This window comes from Klebsiella sp. w6 (genome assembly GCF_033100215.1).
In the GTDB taxonomy this organism is placed as follows: Bacteria; Pseudomonadota; Gammaproteobacteria; order Enterobacterales; family Enterobacteriaceae; genus Klebsiella; species Klebsiella variicola.
Window position 1 is genome coordinate 5389228 of sequence record NZ_CP136907.1, and the last position, 25372, is coordinate 5414599.

19 protein-coding genes, 4 tRNA genes and 3 rRNA genes are annotated in these 25372 nt (G+C 55.4%); 9 read left to right on the forward strand and 17 right to left on the reverse strand.

Going from position 1 to position 25372, the window contains the following annotated elements; genetic code table 11:
- The first annotated feature begins 31 nt into the window (after nucleotides 1-31).
- The 4 genes from gppA (at nucleotide 32) to R0140_RS26220 (ending at nucleotide 4400) form a co-directional block, all read left to right on the forward strand.
- Nucleotides 32-1540, forward strand: coding sequence for a guanosine-5'-triphosphate,3'-diphosphate diphosphatase (gppA, locus tag R0140_RS26205; RefSeq protein ID WP_012969202.1), 1509 nt, complete (start codon nucleotides 32-34; stop codon nucleotides 1538-1540).
- Nucleotides 1541-1559: 19 nt separating this feature from the next.
- Complete coding sequence (locus tag R0140_RS26210; RefSeq protein WP_032736939.1) at nucleotides 1560-2486, forward strand: LysR family transcriptional regulator; 927 nt, start codon at nucleotides 1560-1562, stop codon at nucleotides 2484-2486.
- Nucleotides 2487-2616: 130 nt separating this feature from the next.
- Nucleotides 2617-3615 carry an amidohydrolase family protein gene (locus R0140_RS26215; protein ID WP_032741589.1) on the forward strand — a complete coding sequence of 333 codons (999 nt, stop codon included), beginning with the start codon at nucleotides 2617-2619 and terminating at the stop codon, nucleotides 3613-3615.
- 62 nt (nucleotides 3616-3677) lie between these two features.
- Entirely contained in the window at nucleotides 3678-4400 is a 723-nt protein-coding gene (locus R0140_RS26220) for a DUF554 domain-containing protein (RefSeq protein WP_012969205.1), read from the forward strand.
- Between the two features lie 4 nt (nucleotides 4401-4404).
- On the opposite strand, the gene rep is transcribed toward R0140_RS26220, so the two are convergent.
- Nucleotides 4405-6426 (reverse strand): DNA helicase Rep, encoded by a 2022-nt coding sequence (gene rep, locus R0140_RS26225; protein WP_012543251.1) that lies wholly within the window; start codon nucleotides 6424-6426, stop codon nucleotides 4405-4407.
- 112 nt (nucleotides 6427-6538) lie between these two features.
- Between rep and ppiC (R0140_RS26230) the strand changes: the two genes are divergently transcribed.
- Nucleotides 6539-6820 carry a peptidylprolyl isomerase PpiC gene (gene ppiC, locus R0140_RS26230; RefSeq protein ID WP_008807974.1) on the forward strand — a complete coding sequence of 94 codons (282 nt, stop codon included), beginning with the start codon at nucleotides 6539-6541 and terminating at the stop codon, nucleotides 6818-6820.
- 51 nt (nucleotides 6821-6871) lie between these two features.
- Nucleotides 6872-7153 carry a peptidylprolyl isomerase PpiC gene (ppiC, locus tag R0140_RS26235; RefSeq protein ID WP_002883180.1) on the forward strand — a complete coding sequence of 94 codons (282 nt, stop codon included), beginning with the start codon at nucleotides 6872-6874 and terminating at the stop codon, nucleotides 7151-7153.
- A 203-nt stretch (nucleotides 7154-7356) separates the two neighbouring features.
- On the opposite strand, the gene ilvC is transcribed toward ppiC (R0140_RS26235), so the two are convergent.
- Nucleotides 7357-8832 (reverse strand): ketol-acid reductoisomerase, encoded by a 1476-nt coding sequence (gene ilvC, locus R0140_RS26240; RefSeq protein WP_008807976.1) that lies wholly within the window; start codon nucleotides 8830-8832, stop codon nucleotides 7357-7359.
- A gap of 154 nt (nucleotides 8833-8986) precedes the next feature.
- Here ilvC and ilvY point away from each other — a divergent pair, with 154 nt between their 5' ends.
- Entirely contained in the window at nucleotides 8987-9877 is an 891-nt protein-coding gene (gene ilvY, locus R0140_RS26245) for an HTH-type transcriptional activator IlvY (protein ID WP_012543253.1), read from the forward strand.
- On the opposite strand, the gene ilvA is transcribed toward ilvY, so the two are convergent.
- The 7 genes from ilvA to ilvL form a co-directional block, all read right to left on the reverse strand.
- Nucleotides 9874-11418: a threonine ammonia-lyase, biosynthetic gene (ilvA, locus tag R0140_RS26250; RefSeq protein ID WP_008807978.1), complete on the reverse strand. Its 1545-nt coding sequence runs from the start codon at nucleotides 11416-11418 to the stop codon at nucleotides 9874-9876. The genes ilvY and ilvA overlap by 4 nt on opposite strands.
- Before the next feature lie 2 nt (nucleotides 11419-11420).
- Nucleotides 11421-13271, reverse strand: coding sequence for a dihydroxy-acid dehydratase (ilvD, locus tag R0140_RS26255; protein ID WP_008807979.1), 1851 nt, complete (start codon nucleotides 13269-13271; stop codon nucleotides 11421-11423).
- 60 nt (nucleotides 13272-13331) lie between these two features.
- A complete protein-coding gene (locus R0140_RS26260) occupies nucleotides 13332-14261 on the reverse strand; it encodes a branched-chain amino acid transaminase (RefSeq protein WP_008807980.1) in 930 nt (309 codons plus the stop codon).
- 19 nt (nucleotides 14262-14280) lie between these two features.
- Nucleotides 14281-14538 carry an acetolactate synthase 2 small subunit gene (gene ilvM / locus R0140_RS26265; RefSeq protein WP_008807981.1) on the reverse strand — a complete coding sequence of 86 codons (258 nt, stop codon included), beginning with the start codon at nucleotides 14536-14538 and terminating at the stop codon, nucleotides 14281-14283.
- Nucleotides 14535-16181 (reverse strand): acetolactate synthase 2 catalytic subunit, encoded by a 1647-nt coding sequence (gene ilvG, locus R0140_RS26270; RefSeq protein WP_032741587.1) that lies wholly within the window; start codon nucleotides 16179-16181, stop codon nucleotides 14535-14537. Before ilvG ends, ilvM begins: the two co-directional genes overlap by 4 nt.
- Nucleotides 16182-16183: 2 nt before the next feature.
- Entirely contained in the window at nucleotides 16184-16237 is a 54-nt protein-coding gene (gene ilvX / locus R0140_RS27870) for a peptide IlvX (protein ID WP_201281575.1), read from the reverse strand.
- An 84-nt stretch (nucleotides 16238-16321) separates the two neighbouring features.
- Nucleotides 16322-16420, reverse strand: coding sequence for an ilv operon leader peptide (gene ilvL / locus R0140_RS26275; protein WP_001311244.1), 99 nt, complete (start codon nucleotides 16418-16420; stop codon nucleotides 16322-16324).
- Between the two features lie 354 nt (nucleotides 16421-16774).
- Here ilvL and R0140_RS26280 point away from each other — a divergent pair, with 354 nt between their 5' ends.
- Nucleotides 16775-18295 (forward strand): YifB family Mg chelatase-like AAA ATPase, encoded by a 1521-nt coding sequence (locus R0140_RS26280; protein ID WP_032741585.1) that lies wholly within the window; start codon nucleotides 16775-16777, stop codon nucleotides 18293-18295.
- Between the two features lie 24 nt (nucleotides 18296-18319).
- Here R0140_RS26280 and R0140_RS26285 read toward each other — a convergent pair whose 3' ends face one another.
- Nucleotides 18320-18658 (reverse strand): MaoP family protein, encoded by a 339-nt coding sequence (locus R0140_RS26285; protein ID WP_004886877.1) that lies wholly within the window; start codon nucleotides 18656-18658, stop codon nucleotides 18320-18322.
- A 118-nt stretch (nucleotides 18659-18776) separates the two neighbouring features.
- Between R0140_RS26285 and hdfR the strand changes: the two genes are divergently transcribed.
- Nucleotides 18777-19598 carry an HTH-type transcriptional regulator HdfR gene (gene hdfR, locus R0140_RS26290; RefSeq protein ID WP_064180844.1) on the forward strand — a complete coding sequence of 274 codons (822 nt, stop codon included), beginning with the start codon at nucleotides 18777-18779 and terminating at the stop codon, nucleotides 19596-19598.
- A gap of 101 nt (nucleotides 19599-19699) precedes the next feature.
- Here hdfR and R0140_RS26295 read toward each other — a convergent pair.
- The 7 genes from R0140_RS26295 to R0140_RS26325 form a co-directional block, all read right to left on the reverse strand.
- Nucleotides 19700-19775 (reverse strand) — tRNA-Trp (locus R0140_RS26295).
- A 52-nt stretch (nucleotides 19776-19827) separates the two neighbouring features.
- A tRNA-Asp gene (locus R0140_RS26300) sits at nucleotides 19828-19904 on the reverse strand.
- A gap of 57 nt (nucleotides 19905-19961) precedes the next feature.
- Nucleotides 19962-20077 (reverse strand): 5S ribosomal RNA (gene rrf / locus R0140_RS26305).
- A gap of 95 nt (nucleotides 20078-20172) precedes the next feature.
- A 23S ribosomal RNA gene (locus tag R0140_RS26310) occupies nucleotides 20173-23076 on the reverse strand.
- 177 nt (nucleotides 23077-23253) lie between these two features.
- A tRNA-Ala gene (locus tag R0140_RS26315) sits at nucleotides 23254-23329 on the reverse strand.
- Between the two features lie 36 nt (nucleotides 23330-23365).
- A tRNA-Ile gene (locus R0140_RS26320) sits at nucleotides 23366-23442 on the reverse strand.
- A 69-nt stretch (nucleotides 23443-23511) separates the two neighbouring features.
- Nucleotides 23512-25051, reverse strand: a 16S ribosomal RNA gene (locus R0140_RS26325).
- Together the 16S, 23S and 5S rRNA genes with 4 tRNA genes alongside form the textbook arrangement of a ribosomal RNA operon.
- Nucleotides 25052-25372 lie beyond the last annotated feature (321 nt).

The following is a 25372-nucleotide window of genomic DNA, read 5'->3' on the forward strand; positions in this document are numbered from 1 at the left end:
GCGCTCCGCCAACCAGGGAGCCTTCTGAACGATGAAGAGTATGAGCTCCACCTCGCTGTATGCCGCCATTGATTTGGGTTCCAATAGTTTCCATATGTTGGTGGTGCGCGAGGTGGCGGGCAGCATCCAGACGCTGAGCCGTATTAAGCGTAAGGTTCGTCTGGCCGCCGGTCTGAATAGCGACAACACGCTCTCCGCGGAAGCGATGGAGCGCGGCTGGCAGTGCTTACGCCTGTTTGCCGAACGCCTGCAGGATATTCCGCCGACGCAAATCCGCGTCGTGGCCACCGCCACGCTACGTCTTGCCGTCAATGCAGAGGAGTTTCTGGCGAAAGCGCAAGAGATCCTCGGCACGCCAGTGCAGGTGATCAGCGGCGAAGAAGAAGCGCGCCTGATTTACCAGGGTGTCGCCCACACCACCGGCGGCGCCGATCAGCGTCTGGTGGTCGATATCGGCGGCGCCAGCACCGAACTGGTGACCGGCACCGGCGCGCAAACGACCTCGCTGTTCAGTCTGTCGATGGGCTGTGTGACCTGGCTTGAACGCTATTTTGCCGACCGTAGCCTGACGAAAGAGAATTTCGATCTCGCCGAAGCGGCCGCGCGCGAGGTGTTATTACCCATCGCCGATGTGCTGCGCTATCACGGATGGAAAGTGTGCGTCGGCGCTTCCGGCACCGTTCAGGCGCTGCAGGAAATTATGATGGCGCAGGGGATGGATGAACGCATCACCCTCGCCAAACTCCAGCAGCTTAAACAGCGCGCCATCCAGTGCGGACGTCTGGAAGAGCTGGAGATCGAAGGCTTAACCCTTGAGCGGGCGCTGGTGTTCCCGAGCGGGCTGGCGATCCTGATCGCTATCTTCAGCGAACTGAATATTCAGTGTATGACCCTGGCAGGCGGCGCGTTACGCGAAGGTCTGGTGTACGGCATGCTGCATCTCTCTGTCGAACAGGACATCCGCAGCCGCACCCTGCGCAATATTCAGCGCCGTTTTATGATCGACACCGAGCAGGCCCAACGCGTCGCCAGTCTGGCCAGCCATCTGCTCAGTCAGCTGGACGGCAGCTGGGAGCTGGACCCGCTGAGCCGCGATTTACTCCTCAGCGCCTGCTCGCTGCATGAAATTGGGCTGAGTGTGGATTTCAAGCGCGCGCCGCAGCACGCGGCTTATCTGGTCAATAACCTCGACCTGCCCGGCTTTACCCCGGCGCAGAAGAAGTTGATTGCCACGCTGCTCCTGAATCAGACCAACGCCATCGACCTGTCTTCGCTTCATCAGCAGAATGCGGTCCCGCCGCGAGTGGCCGAACATCTGTGTCGCCTGCTGCGACTGGCGATCCTGTTTGCCAGCCGGCGGCGCGACGATTTGTTGCCGGCGATTCAGTTGGCCGCTCACGACGACCAGTTAACGCTGACGCTGCCGGAGAACTGGCTGGCTGAACATCCGCTTGGCCGGGAAATGGTCGATCAGGAGTGTCAATGGCAAAGCTACGTCCACTGGACGCTACGGGTCACCAGCGGCGATACGCCAAGATAATATCCAGCCAGGAGGGCGGATGCGGGAAGAACTGGATTTCAAATCGCTACGCTTTTTCTCCGCGCTCTACCGGCTAGGCAATGTTTCCCCGGCGGCTGACGCGCTGAATATCAGCCAACCCACCGGCAGCCTTTTGCTGAAAAAACTACGGGATCATTTTGCTGACCCGTTGTTTGTCCGGGTGGGACAGCGGATGATGCCGACGCCGCGAGCGGACGCGATCGCCCCGACTGTATTTACCCTTCTCCAGCTTGCCGATAACGATTTAGCCGTCAAACCTGAATTTCTTCCCCAGCAGAGCCAGCGTAACTTCACGATTGGAATGACCGATATCAGTCAAATGACGCTGTTGCCTTTGCTGCAAATTGCGCTCCAGCAGCAGGCGGCGGACGGGATCACCTTTACGGTACAGAATCTGGATGAGCAGACCCTCAACGCCCTCGAATCCGGGAAGTGTGATCTCGCGATCGGCTACCTGACGCAGCTTCCGGATAGCGTCTACCAGCAGCATCTCTTCGATCAATCGTATGTCTGCCTGGCGGCGGAAAATCATCCACGTATTCGAACCCAGCTTCGTGCCGAAGACTGGCGGCAGGAAAAGCATCTGGCGATCCGCGTGGAGGGGACTGCCCACGGCGATATGGATAAGCGGCTTGATGAGCACAGTATGCCCCGGCGGATCGCGCTGACATTACCGAGCTTTTTAGGTACCGGCGAGCTGGTGGCCGAAAGCGATATGATTGCCGTCGTCCCGGAACAGGTGGCGCGGCATATCACCCGCCGCTATCCCTGCCGCAGCTGGCCGCTACCTTTTCCTCTCGCCAGGATCGCCATCCGTCAGGTCTGGCATCAGCGGCTGCACCGCGATCCCGGGCATATCTGGCTACGTTCGCTGATCGCCGCACTTGCCGATCCCGCTCAGCAGAGCGGATCTATTACGATCTAAACCGCGAAATATACCGCTGTATTAGTTTTACTGATAATCCCTATTACGTTTGGTTTATTGCTGGCAATACGAGAAAGCTTTTATTCTCATTGCATCGAGCCATACTGACAAATATCGCAAGGAATATATTATGCGCGGAAAAATCGCTTTAGAAGAACACGTCTCCACTCCTGACAATAACCGTCTGTGGGATTCAACCGGTGAAGCCGGCCGTAACGGTAAAGAATATATGAAAGACGTTGAACGTCGCCTGCTGGATCGCAGTATTCAGCTGGAAGAAATGGCGCAGCGTCATATTGACCACGTCATTCTTTCTCTAACTTCACCTGGCGCGCAATCTATTTTAGATAAAGCCAAAGCGGTCTCTTTTGCTCGTGATACTAACGATTTTATCGTCGAGAATTATGTGAAGCCAAATCCGGATAAATTTAGCGCTTTCGCCACCCTGGCCTTGCAAAACCCGGAAGCCGCGGCGGAAGAGCTGGAGCGCGCCGTGAAGAAACTAGGCATGAAAGGCGCGCTGATCAACGGCTATACCAACGTTAAAGATAGCGAGCATGGCCTGTATCTTGATGACGAATCGATGCTGGTTTTCTGGGATAAGGTCAACGAGCTGAACGTACCGGTGTACCTGCATCCTCGCGAACCGCTGGAAGGGCCTGCGCGCGGCATCTACACCGGTTACGAAAGCCTTATCGGCTCCGCGTGGGGCTTTGCGCAGGAAACGGCAGTGCATGCTATCCGTCTGATGATGAGTGGTTTGTTCGATCGTTATCCTAACCTCAATCTGGTACTGGGTCACCTCGGCGAAGGGCTGGTTCATATGCTGCCGCGTACTCAGCACCGCCTCTATCGTCAGCGTTTCGGCTGCGGTCTGGGTAAAGCGGAAAAACCGTTAATGCACTACCTGCAGAATAACTTCATTGTTACCACCAGCGGCCATTTTAATACCCATTCGCTGAATAATGCCATTGAAGTCATGGGCGCCGATCGTGTGATGTTCTCTGTCGATTATCCGTATGAAGATATTCATCAGGCTTGTGACTGGTTTGATCCGTTAGAACTTGAAGCGGGCCTGAAAGATAAAATTGCCTGGGGCAATGCCAGCCGCGTCTTTAACATTCAATAATATTAAAGACAGACTTCAGGGCCTGAATATTCAGGCCCTGTTTTTATTAGGGAGAATAAATGATGGCAATAGGTATATTTGTCTGTAGCGGCTCGCTTCTCGTCGGTGCGCTGGCCGGCGCCTCGCTGAATCGCTTTATTCCGGAACACTTCAAGAAAACCTTGCCGCTGATTGCCGGTCTGATCTCCATCAGCATGGGCATCCACTTTGTCAATAAATTGCATAATCTGCCACCCATTGCCCTGGCCATTATTGTCGGCACGATTATCGGCGGTCTGCTGAATATTGAAAAATGGATTGAGCGGGCCGGGACAACGCTACGCACGCCCATTGAGCGCATTTTCCCGGCGCAGGCCAGCGCCAGCGTGAGTGCGGAAGATTTTATGAATCAGTTTATCGCCGTGCTGATCCTCTTCTGCGCCAGCGGCACCGGCATCTTCGGTGCTTTAACCGAAGGGATGACCGGCGACCCAACCATTCTGCTGACCAAGTCGATACTCGACTTTTTCACCGCCGCGATTTTCGCCTCTACGCTGGGGTATATCATCACCGTGATCTTTATTCCCCAGCTGATTGTCTTCATTATCCTGTTTTTCGCGGCAACCTTTATCATGGCGCTGATCAATCCGGCGATGATCGCCGACTTCACCGCCTGTGGCGGCATCATTATGCTGGCGACTGGTTTTCGTCTGTGCGGGATCCGCGCCTTCCCCACCGCCAATATGCTGCCCTCACTGCTGCTGGTAATGCCCTTCTCCGCCGCCTGGCAGCAGTTTGTCGCCTGAGGCGTTAGCCTTTTTTCGCCTTCGCCAGCATCGCTTTAATATTCGCGACGTTGGCCTGGCCTTTATGCATACGTTCTTCCGCAGAGATGACTTTTCGCTCCTGCTCCCATATCAGATCGTCCTGTGGGAGCTCGAGCAGGAAACGGCTTGGCTCCGGGCGCACCAGCTCACCATACTGTCGGCGTTCCTTGCACAACGTAAAGGTCAGCTCTTTTTGCGCACGGGTGATGCCGACGTAGGCTAACCGGCGCTCTTCATCGACGTTATCTTCATCGATGCTGCTCTGGTGCGGCAGCAATCCCTCTTCCATTCCCACCAGGTAAACATACGGGAACTCCAGCCCTTTTGAGGCATGGAGGGTCATAAGCTGCACCTGATCGAGCTCTTCATCCGATTCGCCGCGCTCCATCATGTCCCGCAGGGTAAAGCGGGTGACCACCTGCGTTAGGGTCATCGGCTCATCGATTTCGCTGCCTTCCAGCATCTCGGTCATCCAGGTAAACAGCTGGTTGACGTTTTTCATCCGCATTTCCGCGGCTTTCGGGCTGGGCGAGGTTTCATACAGCCAGGATTCGTAGTCGATCCCGCGAATCAAATCGCGCACGGCGGCAACGGGCTCGCGTTCGGTCAGCTGCTGAATTTCCCGCAGCCAGTGGGTAAAGCGCGTGAGGGATTCGTAGCCGCGCCCGGTCAGCGTCTGGCTTAACCCCATGTCAAAGCTGGCGGTGAATAAGCCTTTATTGCGGCTCATCGCCCATTCGCCCAGCTTTTGCAAGGTCGCCGGGCCAATCTCTCGCTTCGGCGTATTGACGATGCGCAGGAAGGCGCTATCGTCATCCGGGTTGGTCAGCACGCGCAGATAGGCCAGCAGGTCTTTAATTTCCGGACGCGAGAAGAACGACGTGCCGCCGGAGATTTTGTACGGGATGCGGTTCTGCATCAGCATCTTTTCAAAGACCCGCGACTGGTGGTTGCCGCGGTAAAGGATCGCGTAGTCTTTGTAGTTGGTTTTATTAATAAAGTGGTGGGCGATCAGTTCCCCGGCCACGCGCTCCGCTTCATGATCTTCATTGTTGGCGGAGAGTACTTTCAGCTCGGTACCGTAGCCAAGTTCTGAGAACAGCCGCTTTTCAAAGACGTGCGGGTTATTAGCGATCAAAATGTTAGCGGCTTTCAGAATACGCCCGGAGGAGCGGTAGTTCTGTTCAAGCTTGATCACCTGCAGCGCCGGGAAGTCCTGGCTGAGCAGCACCAGGTTCTGCGGCCGCGCGCCGCGCCACGAGTAGATCGACTGGTCATCGTCCCCCACCACGGTAAAACGCGCGCGCTGCCCCACCAGTAATTTCACCAGTTCATACTGGCTGGTGTTGGTATCCTGATACTCATCCACCAGCAGGTAACGGATTTTGTTCTGCCAGCGTTCGCGCACCTCTTCATTACGCTGCAGCAGCAGCGTCGGCAACAGGATCAGATCGTCAAAATCGAGGACGTTGCAGGCCTTCATGTGCGCATCGTACAGCCCATAGCAGTGGGCGAAAATGCGGTCCCGTTCGCCTTTCGCGCCAGCCGCCGCCTGCGCCGGGGTTTTCAGATCGTTTTTCCAGTTGGAGATCGTCGAGATCAGCTGCTGCAACACCACTTTGTCATCTTCGATCAACCCTTCGGTGAGCTCTTTCAGCAGCGCGACCTGGTCAGTATCATCGAACAAGGAAAAGTTAGACTTCATTCCCAGCGCGGCGTATTCACGTTTGATGATATCCAGGCCCAGGGTGTGGAAGGTGGAGATCATCAGCCCGCGCGCCTCTTTGCGCCCCAGCGTTTGCCCGACGCGCTCTTTCATTTCGCGCGCGGCCTTGTTGGTGAAGGTGACGGCCGCGATATGGCGCGCCTGATAGCCGCAGCCGCGGATCAGGTGGGCGATTTTATTCGTAATAACGCGGGTCTTACCGGAACCGGCGCCCGCCAGCACCAGGCACGGTCCGGTAACGAATTCGACGGCTTGTTGTTGGCCAGGGTTTAAACGCATGGGAATATTGCTCAATCTTCGAACGGGGTGTGGATTGTAGCAGAAAGCGAGGCCGAGATTTACCGGCTGATGGTAAAGTGTCAGCCACGCAATTCATCCTGAGGATCTGGTAATGGCAAAAAGCGCAGCGGCCCTGCATATTCTGGTTAAAGAAGAGAAACTGGCGCACGAGATCCTCGCCAAACTGGAACGGGGCATCAGCTTCGATCATCTGGCGAAGCGTTACTCAAAGTGTCCGTCCGGACGTCATGGCGGTGATTTAGGCGAATTCCCGCAGGGGACGATGGTCGGCCCGTTTGATCAAGCTGTCTTCAGCTGTCCGCTGCTCAAACCCTATGGCCCGGTGAAAACCAAATTTGGCTACCATATCATCAAGGTGCTGTATCGCCGGTAACGCGTGCTACTATGGCGCCCTGATTTATCCCAACTCAATCAAGGCGCAATCATGGCTAAAACCGCGGCAGCACTGCACATCCTGGTAAAAGAAGAGAAACTGGCGCTCGATCTGCTCGAGCAGCTCAAAAACGGCGCCGATTTCGGCAAGCTGGCAAAGAAACACTCCATTTGTCCGTCAGGCAAACGCGGCGGCGATCTGGGTGAGTTCCGCCAGGGCCAGATGGTACCGGCCTTCGATAAAGTGGTCTTCTCCTGCCCGGAACTGGAGCCGACCGGCCCGCTGCATACCCAGTTCGGCTACCACATCATCAAAGTGCTGTACCGGAAATAATAAAAAAACCCGGGGATCTTAATCTCCGGGTTTTTGCCTGATGGCGCTTCGCTTATCAGGCCGACTAAACAAATCCATTCCTCTATGGGTTTCGGCTTGCCGGAAGGCGGCAAGGAAGTACATCCCCAGGAACATAGATTACTATGTGACTGGGGTGTACGTACCGTAGCCAACGCATCGGCAAGTCGAAAGACGACGAGGAATTAGCCGGCTACCGCGATACGTTTCATATCAGTCATATAACCGCGCAGTTTCTTACCTACCTGCTCGATAGCGTGGCTGCGAATTGCTTCGTTCACATCGCGCAGCTGAGCGTTATCTACCGCGCCTTCAGCAATCGCTTTGCCCAGGTCGCCGGTCTGCAGGGTAGTCATAAACTCTTTCAGCAGCGGTACGCAAGCGTAAGAGAACAGGTAGTTACCGTACTCTGCAGTATCAGAGATAACCACGTTCATTTCATACAGACGCTTACGGGCGATAGTGTTCGCGATCAGCGGCAGCTCGTGCAGTGATTCATAGTAAGCGGACTCTTCGATGATGCCGGAATCAACCATGGTTTCGAACGCCAGCTCAACGCCCGCTTTCACCATCGCGATCATCAGCACGCCTTTATCGAAGTACTCCTGCTCGCCGATTTTGCCTTCATACTGCGGGGCGGTTTCGAACGCGGTTTTGCCGGTCTCTTCACGCCAGGTCAGCAGTTTCTTATCATCGTTCGCCCAGTCTGCCATCATACCGGAGGAGAATTCGCCGGAGATGATGTCGTCCATGTGTTTCTGGAACAGCGGCGCCATGATCTCTTTCAGCTGTTCGGACAGCGCATAAGCGCGCAGTTTCGCCGGGTTAGAGAGGCGATCCATCATCAGGGTAATACCGCCCTGCTTCAGCGCTTCGGTGATGGTTTCCCAGCCGAACTGAATCAGTTTTTCCGCATACGCCGGATCGGTACCTTCCGCCACCAGCTTGTCGAAGCACAGCAGAGAACCCGCCTGCAGCATGCCGCAGAGGATGGTCTGCTCGCCCATCAGGTCAGATTTCACTTCCGCCACGAAGGAGGATTCCAGAACGCCCGCACGATGGCCGCCGGTCGCCGCTGCCCAGGCTTTGGCAATGGCCATGCCTTCGCCTTTCGGATCGTTTTCCGGGTGGACGGCGATAAGCGTCGGCACGCCGAAACCGCGTTTGTACTCTTCACGAACTTCGGTACCCGGGCACTTCGGCGCCACCATCACCACGGTGATGTCTTTGCGGATCTGCTCGCCCACTTCAACGATGTTGAAGCCGTGGGAGTAACCCAGCGCCGCGCCGTCTTTCATCAGCGGCTGTACGGAACGCACAACGTCAGAGTGCTGTTTGTCCGGCGTCAGGTTAACCACCAGGTCGGCCTGCGGGATCAGCTCTTCATAGGTACCGACTTTGAAGCCGTTTTCGGTCGCTTTACGCCAGGAAGCGCGCTTCTCGGCAATCGCTTCTTTACGCAACGCATAGGAGATATCCAGGCCGGAATCACGCATGTTCAGACCCTGGTTCAGGCCCTGCGCGCCACAGCCGACGATGACTACTTTTTTACCCTGAAGATAGCTTGCGCCATCGGCAAATTCATCGCGCCCCATAAAGCGGCATTTGCCCAGCTGTGCCAGCTGCTGGCGCAGATTCAGTGTGTTGAAGTAGTTAGCCATGGTGATACCTCGTGATGTTGTGTTGTCGTGCTTATTGTTCGGTTCGCTTTTGCGAGAATGAACTTACTATATGACAGGAATTTTATTGCGGAAATTGATATATTCACAACGTCACGTTGCAATTTATGAAACACAAAATCGGGGAGTACGCGCCGTGGATTTACGCGATCTGAAAACCTTTCTGCATCTGGCGGAAAGCCGCCATTTTGGCCGCAGCGCGCGGGCCATGCACGTCAGTCCTTCGACCCTTTCGCGGCAGATCCAACGCCTGGAAGAGGACCTCGGCCAGCCGCTGTTCGTGCGTGATAATCGCACGGTGACGCTCACCGAAGCCGGGGAAGAGTTACGCACCTTTGCCCAGCAGACCTTACTGCAGTATCAGCAGCTTCGCCACGCCATCGATCAGCAGGGACCGTCGCTCTCCGGTGAGCTGCATATCTTCTGCTCTGTCACCGCCGCTTATAGCCATCTGCCGCCGATCCTCGACCGCTTTCGCGCCGCGCATCCTTCGGTTGAGATAAAATTATCGACCGGCGATGCCGCTGACGCCATGGAGAAGGTCGTCACCGGCGAAGCCGACCTGGCGATTGCCGGTAAACCAGAGACCCTGCCGGGATCGGTGGCGTTTTCGATGCTGGAGAACCTCGCCGTGGTGTTAATTGCCCCGGCGCTTCCCTGCCCGGTGCGTAACCAGGTGACCGTCGAGCGTCCGGACTGGTCGACAGTGCCGTTTATCATGGCTGACCAGGGGCCGGTACGTCGGCGCATCGAGCTGTGGTTTCGACGCCATAAAATCAGCAACCCGTCGATCTATGCCACCGTCGGGGGACACGAAGCGATGGTGTCGATGGTCGCCCTCGGCTGCGGCGTGGCGCTGCTACCGGAGGTGGTACTGGAAAACAGCCCGGAACCGGTACGCAACCGGGTGATGATTCTGGAGCGCAGTGATGAGCAAACCCCGTTTGAGCTGGGCGTTTGCGCACAAAAAAAGCGGCTGCATGAGCCGCTTATTGATGCTTTCTGGAAAATCCTGCCTAACCACTAGCCCGCGAGGAAAAAGCGGAACGCCGGGTTATGGGTTTCGTCGTGGCACTCATAGCCCAGTTCATTAAGGCGGGTTTCAAAGTCCGGCTCGTGCTCGCCCAGCTCAAAGGCCGCTAACACCCGACCATAGTCGGTGCCATGGCTACGGTAGTGGAATAGCGAAATATTCCAGTGGGTGCCAAGGGTGTGCAGGAACTTCAGCAGCGCCCCCGGCGATTCAGGGAACTCGAAGCTGAACAGCCGCTCCTGCAGCGCTTTGGACGGCCGACCGCCGACCATATAGCGCACATGGAGCTTGGCCATTTCGTCATCGGAAAGGTCAACGACGCTGTAGCCGCCATCGTTCAGTAACTGGAGGATCTCTTTCCGCTCCTCCAGCCCGCGACTCAGGCGTACCCCGACAAAAATGCAGGCGTCTTTAGCATCAGCAAAGCGGTAGTTGAACTCCGTCACCGAGCGCCCGCCCAGCAGCTGGCAAAACTTCAGAAAGCTGCCCTTCTCTTCCGGGATCGTCACCGCCAGCAGCGCTTCGCGCTGTTCCCCGAGCTCGCAGCGCTCAGACACGTAGCGCAGGCCGTGGAAGTTAACGTTGGCCCCGGACAGAATATGAGCCAGTCGCTCGCCGCGAATATTGTGCTGGGCGACATATTTCTTCATCCCCGCCAACGCCAGCGCGCCGGAAGGCTCCGCCACCGCCCGCACATCTTCGAACAGATCTTTCATCGCCGCGCAAATAGCGTCGCTGTCGACAGTGATGATGTCGTCCAGATACTCCTGGCACAAACGGAAGGTTTCATCGCCGATGCGCTTCACCGCCACGCCTTCAGCAAACAAACCGACGCGCGGCAGATCCACCGGATGGCCGGCATCCAGCGCCGCTTTCAGACATGCCGAGTCTTCCGCTTCTACCGCTATCACTTTAATCTGCGGCATCAGCTGCTTGATCAGCACCGCCACGCCCGCCGCCAGACCGCCGCCGCCCACCGGGACGAATACACGGTCGATGTGGGCATCCTGCTGCAGCAGCTCCAGCGCCAAGGTTCCCTGACCCGCGATCACCATCGGGTGATCAAACGGCGGCACCCAGGTGAAGCCCTGCTGCTGCGCCAGTTCAATCGCCCGAGCTTTCGCTTCGTCAAAGTTGGCGCCATGCAGCAGCACTTCGCCACCAAAACCGCGAACGGCATCGACTTTGATATCGGCGGTCGCTACCGGCATCACGATCAGCGCCTTAACCCCAAGCCGGGAGGCTGAGAAAGCCACTCCCTGCGCATGGTTGCCTGCCGACGCCGTGATCACCCCATTCGATTTCTGTTCCGCCGTCAGGCTGGACATCATCGCGTAGGCGCCGCGCAGCTTAAAGCTGTGTACCGGCTGGCGATCTTCGCGTTTGACCAGAATAACGTTATCCAGCCGCGAAGAGAGCTTCTCCATTTTTTGCAGCGGCGTTTTCTGCACCGCTTCATAAACTGGCGCGCGCAGCACTGCTCTCAGGTATTCGGCGCCCTCAGGGGCACCGGACAGGGGTTGTGAGTCCGCCATAATTAGCCACCCAGTTTTGATTTATCGCGCACCGCGCCCTTGTCGGCGCTGGTCGCGAGGCTGGCATAAGCGCGCAGTGCAAAGGAGACCTGGCGCTCGCGGTCTTTCGGCGTCCACGCCTTATCGCCACGCGCTTCCTGCGCTTCGCGACGGGCGGCGATTTCGGCATCGCTGAGCTGCAGCTGAATACCGCGGTTCGGAATATCGATAGCAATCATGTCGCCATCTTCGATGATCGCGATGTTGCCGCCGCTCGCCGCTTCCGGCGATACGTGGCCGATGGAAAGCCCGGAGGTGCCGCCGGAGAAACGGCCATCGGTGATCAGCGCGCACGCTTTGCCAAGACCCATGGACTTCAGGAAGGTGGTCGGATAGAGCATTTCCTGCATCCCCGGCCCGCCTTTCGGCCCTTCATAGCGAATAACCACGACGTCGCCTTCCACGACTTTGCCGCCGAGGATGGCATCAACCGCTTCGTCCTGGCTTTCATAAACTTTCGCCGGGCCGGTAAATTTCAGGATGCTATCGTCCACACCGGCGGTTTTGACAATACAGCCGTTTTCAGCAAAGTTACCATACAGGACCGCCAGGCCACCGTCTTTACTGTAGGCATGTTCCAGAGAACGGATACATCCCTCGGCGCGATCGTCATCCAGCGTATCCCAGCGGCAATCCTGCGAGAATGCCTGAGTGGTACGGATCCCGGCCGGGCCGGCGCGGAACATTTTTTTCACCGCGTCGTCCTGGGTCACCATCACATCGTACTGTTCCAGGGTCTGCGGCAGCGTCAGGCCAAGGACGTTTTTCACATCGCGGTTGAGTAAACCAGCGCGGTCCAGCTCGCCCAGAATGCCCAGAACGCCACCAGCCCGGTGCACGTCTTCCATATGGTATTTCTGCGTACTCGGCGCCACTTTACACAGCTGCGGGACCTTGCGGGACAGTTTGTCGATATCGCTCATGGTGAAGTCGATTTCGGCTTCCTGCGCCGCTGCCAGCAGGTGCAGTACGGTATTGGTTGAACCGCCCATCGCGATATCGAGGGTCATGGCGTTTTCAAATGCCGCCTTGCTGGCGATATTGCGCGGCAGGGCGGAAGCGTCATCCTGCTCGTAGTAGCGTTTGGTCAGCTCCACGATACGTTTACCGGCGTTCAGGAACAGCTCCTTACGATCGGCGTGGGTCGCCAGCAGCGAGCCGTTACCCGGCTGTGACAGGCCCAGCGCTTCGGTCAGGCAGTTCATGGAGTTCGCGGTGAACATCCCGGAACAGGAACCACAGGTCGGACAAGCGGAACGTTCCACCTGGTTACTCTGTTCGTCGGACACTTTCGGATCCGCCCCCTGGATCATCGCATCCACCAGGTCGAGCTTGATGATTTTATCTGACAGCTTGGTCTTCCCGGCTTCCATTGGGCCACCGGAAACAAAGATCACCGGAATGTTCAGGCGCAGAGAGGCCATCAGCATCCCCGGAGTGATTTTGTCGCAGTTGGAGATACAGACCATGGCATCGGCGCAGTGGGCGTTAACCATGTACTCGACCGAGTCGGCGATCAGCTCGCGGGATGGCAGTGAATAGAGCATACCCCCGTGGCCCATGGCGATCCCATCATCCACCGCGATGGTGTTAAATTCTTTGGCGACACCGCCTGCCGCTTCAATCTGCTCGGCAACCAGTTTGCCGAGATCGCGCAGGTGCACGTGCCCGGGGACAAACTGGGTAAAGGAGTTGACGACGGCGATAATCGGTTTGCCGAAATCGGCATCGGTCATTCCGGTTGCGCGCCACAACGCGCGGGCGCCCGCCATGTTGCGGCCATGTGTGGTGGTGGCGGAACGGTACTTAGGCATGCTCTTTTTACTCCCATCTCTGTTTATTAAATGGGACGGTGCGTGCCGTCCCATTTTTAATTACTTACTTACCGGATCCAACCAGCCCCATTTATCTTCTGTTTCACCGGTGAAGAGGCCAAAGAAGGCTTCCTGAATGCGTTTGGTCACCGGCCCGCGGCGGCCTGCGCCGACCTGGATGCCGTCAACGCTGCGTACCGGGGTGATTTCTGCCGCGGTGCCGGACATGAACACTTCATCCGCGAGGTACAGCGATTCACGGGACAGCACCTGCTCGCGCACTTCGATGCCAAGATCTTTCGCCAGTTTGATGATCGCGTCGCGGGTAATGCCCGGCAGCGCGGAAGAGGTGAACGGCGGAGTAAACAGCACGCCATCTTTTACCTCAAACAGGTTTTCGCCTGCACCTTCGGAGATATAACCGTTAACATCCAGCGCGATACCTTCCTGATAACCGTGACGACGCGCTTCGCTGCCGACCAGCAGAGAGGAGAGATAGTTGCCGCCCGCTTTCGCCGCGGTTGGAATGGTGTTCGGCGCCGCGCGGTTCCAGGAAGAAACCATCGCATCGATCCCCTGCTCCAGCGCTTCTGCACCGAGGTAGGCGCCCCACGGGAACGCCGCGATGATAACGTCGGTTTTGTAACCGTCCGGCGGGTTAACGCCCATGCCAACATCGCCAACAAACACCAGCGGACGAATATAAGCGCTGGTCAGTTTATTGGTACGGATAACTTCGCGGCAGGCTTCCATCAGCTCATCAACGCTCTGCGAGACCGGGAAACGATAAATTTTGGCTGAGTCATGCAGACGCTGCATATGTTCGCGATGACGGAACACCACCGGGCCCTTGTGCGAGTCGTAGCAGCGGATGCCTTCGAATACCGAAGTCCCGTAGTGCAACGCATGGGACATGACGTGCACTTTCGCCTCGCCCCATGGGGTCATCTCGCCATTGAACCAAATGTAATCAGCTTTCTTCGTCGTCATTTTTTTTATTCCTCTGCGCTCAGGCGCGGATTTGTTGTGATGTGGGTTGCTGGATCTCGACGCAGGCGACGTCGACCAGTTTACTTAATTGACTAAACAGTAATTCGACGGGCCGCGGGCTGGCAACGGTCAATTCGATATTTATATTTTGCGCATCCGACGCGGTTTCCATATTCATTGCGCAGATTTGAAAACCACGGTGGCGGACCACGCGCAGCACGCGCTCTAAGGTTTCCGGATTGAAACGCGCCTGCAAAGCGACCTGATGTTGCTTCATGATAATTTCTCCAGCATTTCTGCATTACTGGCGCCGGGCGGCACCAACGGCCAGACATTCTCAAGTTCGTCGATTGAGACATGAAGCAGGTATGGCCCCTGGCTCGAAAGCATGGTGTCGAGTGCCGCTTCAACCTGGTCTTTACGGGTGATGTGTTGGCCAGGAATACCGAAGGCGCTGGCCAGCGTGAGGAAATCAGGGTTATCAGTCAGAGTGGTTTCGCTATAACGTTCCTGGAAAAACAGCTGCTGCCATTGTCGAACCATCCCTAACCGCTGGTTGTCGAGTAACACGATCTTTAACGGTAATTGTTTGCGCTTGACGGTGCCCAGCTCCTGCACGTTCATCATGAAGGAACCGTCACCGGAGATACAGATCACCGTATCGTCCGGGCGCGCCACCTGGGCACCAACGGCGGCTGGCAGGCCAAAGCCCATCGTGCCTAAGCCGCTGGAGGTGATAAAGTTTTCCGGGCGGGTATAGGTCATATGTTGAGCCGACCACATCTGGTGCTGGCCAACGTCGGTTGTCACGACGCTATCCGCCGGCTTACGGTCGGAAAGCTGCTTCAGCAGCAGCGGCGCGTAGATCGCCTCGCCGGGATGATCGTAACGCCAGGCGTGCTCGGTGCGCAGTGCGGCATTATGCTCGCGCCAGGCATCGATAGCTAACGGCTGCTGCAGCGCCGGCAGCAAGCGGTTCAGATCGCCGGTCAGACCGATGTGCGCCTGACGCAGCTTGTTCAGCTCCGCCGGATCGATGTCCATGTGGATCACTTTGGCATGCGGAGCGAAGGTATTGAGCTTACCGGTCACACGATCGTCAAAGCGCGCGCCGACAGCGATCAGCAGATCGCACTCCTGTACCGCCAGGTTGGCCGCCTTAGTGCCGTGCATGCCCAGCATACCGAGATAATACGGATAATCTGCGGCCACCACGCCCAGCCCTTTCAGCGTGCAGGTTACCGGCATTCGGGTTACCGCCAGGAATTCACGCAAAGCCGGTACCGCCTGCGCCATACCTACCCCGCCGCCAACATACAGCATCGGCTTCTGTGACTGAGCCAGCATCTGCAGAGCCTGAGCAACCTCCGCCTGCGGGAACGCCATCTCATCGTCGACGGTAGAGAAATGAGGATCAAGCTCGCCCTGGGCCATCTGAATATCCTTAGGGATATCAACCAGCACCGGGCCCGGACGGCCTGAGTTTGCCACCTGGAAAGCTTCAGCGATAACCCGCGGCAGCTCATCCAGAGACTGCACGAGGAAACTGTGCTTAGTACAGGCCAGTGACAAACCAAGAACGTCTACTTCCTGGAACGCATCCGTGCCGATGAAGGGAGCGGCCACCTGGCCGGTGATAGCGACAATGGGAATGGAATCAAGCAGGGCGTCCGCCAGGCCAGTGATCAGGTTGGTCGCGCCCGGGCCGGACGTCGCTATGCACACCCCGGTTTTCCCGGTTGCTCGCGCATAACCAATAGCCGCCATGGCTGCCCCTTGCTCATGCCGACACAGCAGGTGCTCCACGCCGCCGTCATACAGTGCATCGTAAACCGGCATAATTGCGCCACCCGGATAGCCAAAAACTGTGTCGACTCCCTGTGTCCGCAAAGCATGTACCACCCACTGCGCGCCATTCATAGTTAGTTCCCCGTCATAAATCGGGAGAAACAGAATTTTATGCTAAAAGTCATCATCTGCTCCTCGCTTAGGTTATTTCAGTTATAAAAAAACCCCCGGACCTTTCGGTGCGGGGGTCTTAGTTCGTTAAGGCTTGATTCTTAAGCCTTTCCTCGTCCAAGTGCAGCCCCGCACGGTGGGATAATAATCACCACCACGCTAATCACGACCAGGCTAATCACTCGTAGAAGGGCTGTCATTTTCTGTACTTTCTGGCTTCTTTTTCGAAGGAATACCTAAAGAGGTACCACAGACATCACATAAAACACAAGATTTTTTTATATCCTGGTTTCTGAGCAGCCTAACAGTTTCAGGAAAAATAATTGTTTTATATGAAGAAAATCAGAAATGAAAAAAATTCAGTTTTCTTTCACGCTGTACGCTCAGCGCCCATCTCTGTTTTGGATGCACCACGTTTTTCGATCACGCTTCCATTTTCGGCTAAATGTAACGAGATGGCGTGAAAATAATGGATTTATGCTTCTAACTTCGTGTTATTGCCGCTGCCGTTTCACGGCAGGCTCGTCATAATCCTTCTCTGTCCAGGAGGTTTTATGTCGCTCGCCATCGTTTACACACGCGCGGCGCTCGGTATCGAAGCGCCATTGATTACTATCGAGGTTCATCTCAGCAGCGGTCTGCCTGGCTTGACCATGGTCGGGCTACCGGAGACCACCGTGAAAGAGGCCCGCGACCGGGTACGCAGCGCCTTGATCAACAGCGGCTACGCTTTCCCTGCGAAGAAAATAACCATTAACCTGGCACCCGCGGATCTGCCCAAAGAGGGCGGGCGATATGACCTTCCCATCGCTCTCGCGCTTCTCGTCGCCTCAGAGCAGCTCAACACTACCCGATTGAATCAATATGAGTTTGTGGGCGAACTCGCCCTTACAGGCGGCTTACGCGGCGTTCCAGGGGCGATCCCCAGCGCAATGGAAGCCATCAAAGCCGGCCGGCGCATTGTCGTCTCCTCTGACAATGCGGCTGAGGTGGGACTGATCGGCGGCAGCGATTGCCTGGTCGCCGACCATCTGCAACAGGTGTGCGCGTTTCTCGCAGGGCAAGCATCGCTTTCGCCGCCTCTCGCCGACGTGCCCGCCGTTGATGAACGCTGCGAAGATCTACGTGATGTTATCGGCCAACAACAAGGCAAGAGAGCGCTGGAGATTGTGGCGGGCGGTGGCCACAACCTGCTCCTGATTGGCCCGCCCGGTACCGGCAAAACGATGCTTGCCTGCCGGCTCCCCGGCCTTTTGCCGCCATTAAGCAACCAGGAAGCGCTGGAGAGCACGGCCATTCAAAGTCTGGTCAACCTCCAGACTGCGAAGACCCGGTGGCGTCAGAGGCCGTTTCGCGCCCCTCACCATAGCGCCTCGCTGGCAGCGATGGTAGGCGGAGGCTCAATACCTGTCCCCGGCGAGATTTCACTGGCCCATAATGGCGTGCTGTTTCTTGATGAACTGCCAGAGTTTGAACGACGGGTGCTGGACGCGCTGCGTGAACCCATTGAGTCAGGCAAGATCCACATATCACGATCGCGCGCCAAGATTGACTATCCGGCGCGTTTTCAGCTTATCGCGGCAATGAACCCAAGCCCTACCGGGCATTATCAGGGCAAACATAATCGCGCGTCGCCTGAGCAGACATTGCGCTACCTTGGGCGCCTGTCCGGCCCTTTTCTCGACCGCTTCGATCTTTCTTTAGAGATCCCGCTCCCGCCGCCGGGGATACTGAGCCAGGGCACGCAGGGCGAAGAATCGAGTGCGACGGTCCGTCAGCGTGTGCTGGCGGCACGTGAACGTCAAATGCTCAGGCAAAATAAGCTGAATGCGCATCTTGAGAATCGTGAAATGAAGAGCTGCTGTCACTTGCGCCAGGAGGATGCGCTTTGGCTGGAACAGACGTTAACGCAGCTGGGGCTTTCTATACGGGCCTGGCAGCGTCTGTTAAAGGTGGCAAGAACCATTGCCGATCTGGCAGAAGCTGAAGAGATTGAACGCCGCCATTTGCAGGAGGCGCTCAGCTATCGGGCAATAGACCGGATGCTAAACCATCTGCAGAAAATGATGGCGTAAAAAAAGGGCTTACGCCCTTTTTTCTTAGTCATCGCTTTCGGTGTAATCGTCAGCGCCTTCCATCTGCGGTTTGCCGCCGGAAAGAGTATGGAAACGCTTCGGCCGCTTAATGCGTGCCATATACTTAATCCATACGCGTTCTGCTTCCGTTACCGGCTCACGTTCACCACGGCACACCGAGACAAATTGTTTTTCATCATCGGTAACAGGTTCGCGTTTACCCAGTTCCAGTTCGTTAAAGGCATAACCATGACGTTCCAGCAGTTGCGCCTCTTTGATGGTGAAATCACCATGACGGGAGAACCCGCGTGGATAATTTTTATTGTCGAAAAAACGATTAGTCGTCGTAAAGCTTTCCGCCATCCTACACGCTCCTGATTCTTTGGCCGAGCTATTTATGGCGCGGAGTATTAGTTACGCTTGACAGAGCGTCAAACAAAACATTTAAATCATGACGACAAATAATTTTGTGGAGAACGGTGTGGATACGGAATTGCTCAAGACTTTCCTGGAAGTGAGCAGAACTCGTCACTTTGGGCGGGCAGCAGAGGCACTTTACCTGACGCAGTCAGCGGTCAGCTTTCGTATTCGTCAGCTGGAGAATCAACTTGGCGTGAACCTGTTCACCCGCCATCGTAATAACATTCGTCTGACGACCGCCGGAGAAAAGCTACTGCCCTACGCCGAAACGTTGATGAACACCTGGCAGGCCGCGCGCAAGGAGGTCGCTCACTCTTCGCGACATAACGAATTCTCCATCGGGGCCAGCGCGTCGCTGTGGGAATGTCTACTGAACGGCTGGCTGGGGACTCTCTACAAAGATCCCTATAACCTGCAATTCGAGGCGCGGATCGCCCAACGTCAGTCATTAGTTAAACAGTTGCATGAACGCCAGCTCGATCTCCTGATCACAACTGAATCACCGAAGATGGATGAATTAAGCTGCCAGTTGCTGGGTAATTTCACCCTGGCGCTCTATTGTGCCGCCCCAGGGAAAAATAAGAATGATTTGAACTACCTGCGTCTGGAATGGGGGCCGGATTTCCAGCAAAACGAAGTGGGGCTGATTGGTAGCGATGATGTGCCACTGTTAACGACGAGCTCCGCAGAACTGGCTTATCAGCAACTCAGTACCTTGAATGGCTGTACCTGGTTACCCGTCAGTTGGGCGCAGCAGAAAAGTGGTCTGCATACGGTGACCGATAGCGTAGCGCTCTCACGTCCTCTGTATGCCATTTGGCTACAAAATAGCGATAAACAAGCGCATATTCGCGAGATCCTGAAAAGCAGCATACTGGAATAAAGATCTGGCTCCATGGATGGAGTGATCAGAAAGCAAGGAAGAGAGAGGAATGGAAAAATTACAAGCAAAAAAAATCCTTTGCCTAAGCAAAGGATTATATATGGCAGGGGCGGAGAGACTCGAACTCGCGACACCCGGTTTTGGAGACCGGTGCTCTACCAACTGAGCTACGCCCCTAAATCTTTCTCGCTATTAAGCCCGCTAATATAGCAGGCTTAATTTTAATAAGTGGCGGAACGGACGGGACTCGAACCCGCGACCCCCTGCGTGACAGGCAGGTATTCTAACCGACTGAACTACCGCTCCACCGAATTTCTTCGCTTTATTACCACCGGTTGTCACCCCGGCTTACTGCAATTTGATGCCTGGCAGTTCCCTACTCTCACATGGGGAGACCCCACACTACCATCGGCGCTACGGCGTTTCACTTCTGAGTTCGGCATGGGGTCAGGTGGGACCACCGCGCTATCGCCGCCAGGCAAATTCTGTTTTCAACACGTCCTGCGGACGCATCGATTAATCTGTATCACGCTGAAAATCTTCTCTCAAATCGCCAAAACATCTTCGGCGTTGTAAGGTTAAGCCTCACGGTTCATTAGTACCGGTTAGCTCAACGCATCGCTGCGCTTACACACCCGGCCTATCAACGTCGTCGTCTTCAACGTTCCTTCAGGAGACTTAAAGTCTCAGGGAGAACTCATCTCGGGGCAAGTTTCGTGCTTAGATGCTTTCAGCACTTATCTCTTCCGCATTTAGCTACCGGGCAGTGCCATTGGCATGACAACCCGAACACCAGTGATGCGTCCACTCCGGTCCTCTCGTACTAGGAGCAGCCCCCCTCAATTCTCCAGCGCCCACGGCAGATAGGGACCGAACTGTCTCACGACGTTCTAAACCCAGCTCGCGTACCACTTTAAATGGCGAACAGCCATACCCTTGGGACCTACTTCAGCCCCAGGATGTGATGAGCCGACATCGAGGTGCCAAACACCGCCGTCGATATGAACTCTTGGGCGGTATCAGCCTGTTATCCCCGGAGTACCTTTTATCCGTTGAGCGATGGCCCTTCCATTCAGAACCACCGGATCACTATGACCTGCTTTCGCACCTGCTCGCGCCGTCACGCTCGCAGTCAAGCTAGCTTATGCCATTGCACTAACCTCCTGATGTCCGACCAGGATTAGCTAACCTTCGTGCTCCTCCGTTACTCTTTGGGAGGAGACCGCCCCAGTCAAACTACCCACCAGACACTGTCCGCAACCCCGGTCAGGGGCCTACGTTAGAACATCAAACATTAAAGGGTGGTATTTCAAGGTTGGCTCCACGCAGACTGGCGTCCACGCTTCAAAGCCTCCCACCTATCCTACACATCAAGGCTCAATGTTCAGTGTCAAGCTATAGTAAAGGTTCACGGGGTCTTTCCGTCTTGCCGCGGGTACACTGCATCTTCACAGCGAGTTCAATTTCACTGAGTCTCGGGTGGAGACAGCCTGGCCATCATTACGCCATTCGTGCAGGTCGGAACTTACCCGACAAGGAATTTCGCTACCTTAGGACCGTTATAGTTACGGCCGCCGTTTACCGGGGCTTCGATCAAGAGCTTCTCCTTACGGATAACCCCATCAATTAACCTTCCGGCACCGGGCAGGCGTCACACCGTATACGTCCACTTTCGTGTTTGCACAGTGCTGTGTTTTTAATAAACAGTTGCAGCCAGCTGGTATCTTCGACTGGTCTCAGCTCCGTCCGCAGGGACTTCACCTACACACCAGCGTGCCTTCTCCCGAAGTTACGGCACCATTTTGCCTAGTTCCTTCACCCGAGTTCTCTCAAGCGCCTTGGTATTCTCTACCTGACCACCTGTGTCGGTTTGGGGTACGATTTAATGTTACCTGATGCTTAGAGGCTTTTCCTGGAAGCAGGGCATTTGTTACTTCAGCACCGTAGTGCCTCGTCATCACACCTCAGCGTTAAAAGGTACCGGATTTACCTGGAACCTCCGCCTACATGCTTAAACCGGGACAACCGTCGCCCGGCTAACATAGCCTTCTCCGTCCCCCCTTCGCAGTAACACCAAGTACAGGAATATTAACCTGTTTCCCATCGACTACGCCTTTCGGCCTCGCCTTAGGGGTCGACTCACCCTGCCCCGATTAACGTTGGACAGGAACCCTTGGTCTTCCGGCGAGCGGGCTTTTCACCCGCTTTATCGTTACTTATGTCAGCATTCGCACTTCTGATACCTCCAGCAACCCTCACAGGCCACCTTCGCAGGCTTACAGAACGCTCCCCTACCCAACAACACATAGTGTCGCTGCCGCAGCTTCGGTGCATGGTTTAGCCCCGTTACATCTTCCGCGCAGGCCGACTCGACCAGTGAGCTATTACGCTTTCTTTAAATGATGGCTGCTTCTAAGCCAACATCCTGGCTGTCTGTGCCTTCCCACATCGTTTCCCACTTAACCATGACTTTGGGACCTTAGCTGGCGGTCTGGGTTGTTTCCCTCTTCACGACGGACGTTAGCACCCGCCGTGTGTCTCCCGTGATAACATTCTTCGGTATTCGTAGTTTGCATCGGGTTGGTAAGTCGGGATGACCCCCTAGCCGAAACAGTGCTCTACCCCCGAAGATGAGTTCACGAGGCGCTACCTAAATAGCTTTCGGGGAGAACCAGCTATCTCCCGGTTTGATTGGCCTTTCACCCCCAGCCACAAGTCATCCGCTAATTTTTCAACATTAGTCGGTTCGGTCCTCCAGTTAGTGTTACCCAACCTTCAACCTGCCCATGGCTAGATCACCGGGTTTCGGGTCTATACCCTGCAACTTAACGCCCAGTTAAGACTCGGTTTCCCTGCGGCTCCCCTATACGGTTAACCTTGCTACAGAATATAAGTCGCTGACCCATTATACAAAAGGTACGCAGTCACACCCGAAGGTGCTCCCACTGCTTGTACGTACACGGTTTCAGGTTCTTTTTCACTCCCCTCGCCGGGGTTCTTTTCGCCTTTCCCTCACGGTACTGGTTCACTATCGGTCAGTCAGGAGTATTTAGCCTTGGAGGATGGTCCCCCCATATTCAGACAGGATACCACGTGTCCCGCCCTACTCTTCGAGTTCACAACCTGTGCATTTTGGTGTACGGGACTATCACCCTGTACCGTCGGACTTTCCAGACCGTTCCACTAACACACAAGCTGATTCAGACTCTGGGCTGCTCCCCGTTCGCTCGCCGCTACTGGGGGAATCTCGGTTGATTTCTTTTCCTCGGGGTACTTAGATGTTTCAGTTCCCCCGGTTCGCCTCGTTAACCTATGTATTCAGTTAACGATAGTGCAACGAATTGCACTGGGTTTCCCCATTCGGACATCGCCGGCTGTAACGGTTCATATCACCTTACCGACGCTTTTCGCAGATTAGCACGTCCTTCATCGCCTCTGACTGCCAGGGCATCCACCGTGTACGCTTAGTCGCTTAACCTCACAACCCGAAGATGTTTCGTAAAACACCATCGTGTCGCGAAAATTTGAGAGACTCGAACACACTTAAACAGTGTGTCGTTTCAATTTTCAGCTTGATCCAGATTTTTAAAGAGCAAAACTTCGCAGTGCACCTTTTCAGGTTCACTCTGAAGTTTTCTTGTGTTTGCAGTAAAGATGGTGGAGCTATGCGGGATCGAACCGCAGACCTCCTGCGTGCAAAGCAGGCGCTCTCCCAGCTGAGCTATAGCCCCATCGTTTGCAACCTCTTCAAATTTGCTTCGCAAATTTGGTAGGCCTGAGTGGACTTGAACCACCGACCTCACCCTTATCAGGGGTGCGCTCTAACCACCTGAGCTACAAGCCTGTAGAGGTTTTTACTGCTGTTTTTCATCAGACAATCTGTGTGAGCACTACAAAGGCAGGTTCTTTAAGGTAAGGAGGTGATCCAACCGCAGGTTCCCCTACGGTTACCTTGTTACGACTTCACCCCAGTCATGAATCACAAAGTGGTAAGCGCCCTCCCGAAGGTTAAGCTACCTACTTCTTTTGCAACCCACTCCCATGGTGTGACGGGCGGTGTGTACAAGGCCCGGGAACGTATTCACCGTAGCATTCTGATCTACGATTACTAGCGATTCCGACTTCATGGAGTCGAGTTGCAGACTCCAATCCGGACTACGACATACTTTATGAGGTCCGCTTGCTCTCGCGAGGTCGCTTCTCTTTGTATATGCCATTGTAGCACGTGTGTAGCCCTGGTCGTAAGGGCCATGATGACTTGACGTCATCCCCACCTTCCTCCAGTTTATCACTGGCAGTCTCCTTTGAGTTCCCGGCCTAACCGCTGGCAACAAAGGATAAGGGTTGCGCTCGTTGCGGGACTTAACCCAACATTTCACAACACGAGCTGACGACAGCCATGCAGCACCTGTCTCACAGTTCCCGAAGGCACCAATCCATCTCTGGAAAGTTCTGTGGATGTCAAGACCAGGTAAGGTTCTTCGCGTTGCATCGAATTAAACCACATGCTCCACCGCTTGTGCGGGCCCCCGTCAATTCATTTGAGTTTTAACCTTGCGGCCGTACTCCCCAGGCGGTCGATTTAACGCGTTAGCTCCGGAAGCCACGCCTCAAGGGCACAACCTCCAAATCGACATCGTTTACAGCGTGGACTACCAGGGTATCTAATCCTGTTTGCTCCCCACGCTTTCGCACCTGAGCGTCAGTCTTTGTCCAGGGGGCCGCCTTCGCCACCGGTATTCCTCCAGATCTCTACGCATTTCACCGCTACACCTGGAATTCTACCCCCCTCTACAAGACTCTAGCCTGCCAGTTTCGAATGCAGTTCCCAGGTTGAGCCCGGGGATTTCACATCCGACTTGACAGACCGCCTGCGTGCGCTTTACGCCCAGTAATTCCGATTAACGCTTGCACCCTCCGTATTACCGCGGCTGCTGGCACGGAGTTAGCCGGTGCTTCTTCTGCGGGTAACGTCAATCGATGAGGTTATTAACCTCACCGCCTTCCTCCCCGCTGAAAGTGCTTTACAACCCGAAGGCCTTCTTCACACACGCGGCATGGCTGCATCAGGCTTGCGCCCATTGTGCAATATTCCCCACTGCTGCCTCCCGTAGGAGTCTGGACCGTGTCTCAGTTCCAGTGTGGCTGGTCATCCTCTCAGACCAGCTAGGGATCGTCGCCTAGGTGAGCCGTTACCCCACCTACTAGCTAATCCCATCTGGGCACATCTGATGGCATGAGGCCCGAAGGTCCCCCACTTTGGTCTTGCGACGTTATGCGGTATTAGCTACCGTTTCCAGTAGTTATCCCCCTCCATCAGGCAGTTTCCCAGACATTACTCACCCGTCCGCCGCTCGTCACCCGAGAGCAAGCTCTCTGTGCTACCGCTCGACTTGCATGTGTTAGGCCTGCCGCCAGCGTTCAATCTGAGCCATGATCAAACTCTTCAATTTAAGTTTGATGCTCGTGAATTAAACTTCGTAATGAATTACGCATGTTCACTCAGAGACTTGGTATTCATTTTTCGTCCGAGGACGTTAAGAATCCATGTCACTTTGAGTGCCCACACAGATTGTCTGATAAATTGTTAAAGAGCAGTTGCAACGCGGCTTTCAGCTCACCGTTGCGAGGTCCCGTATAATACGTTTTCCTCATGCAGAGTCAAGCGCTTATTTTGCTTTTCTCTGTCGGTTTTCAGCGTTGAACTTCATCGCCGAAACCCTGCTGACCCGGCGGCTTGCTTGCCGTTGTTCCGTGTCAGTGGAGGCGCATTA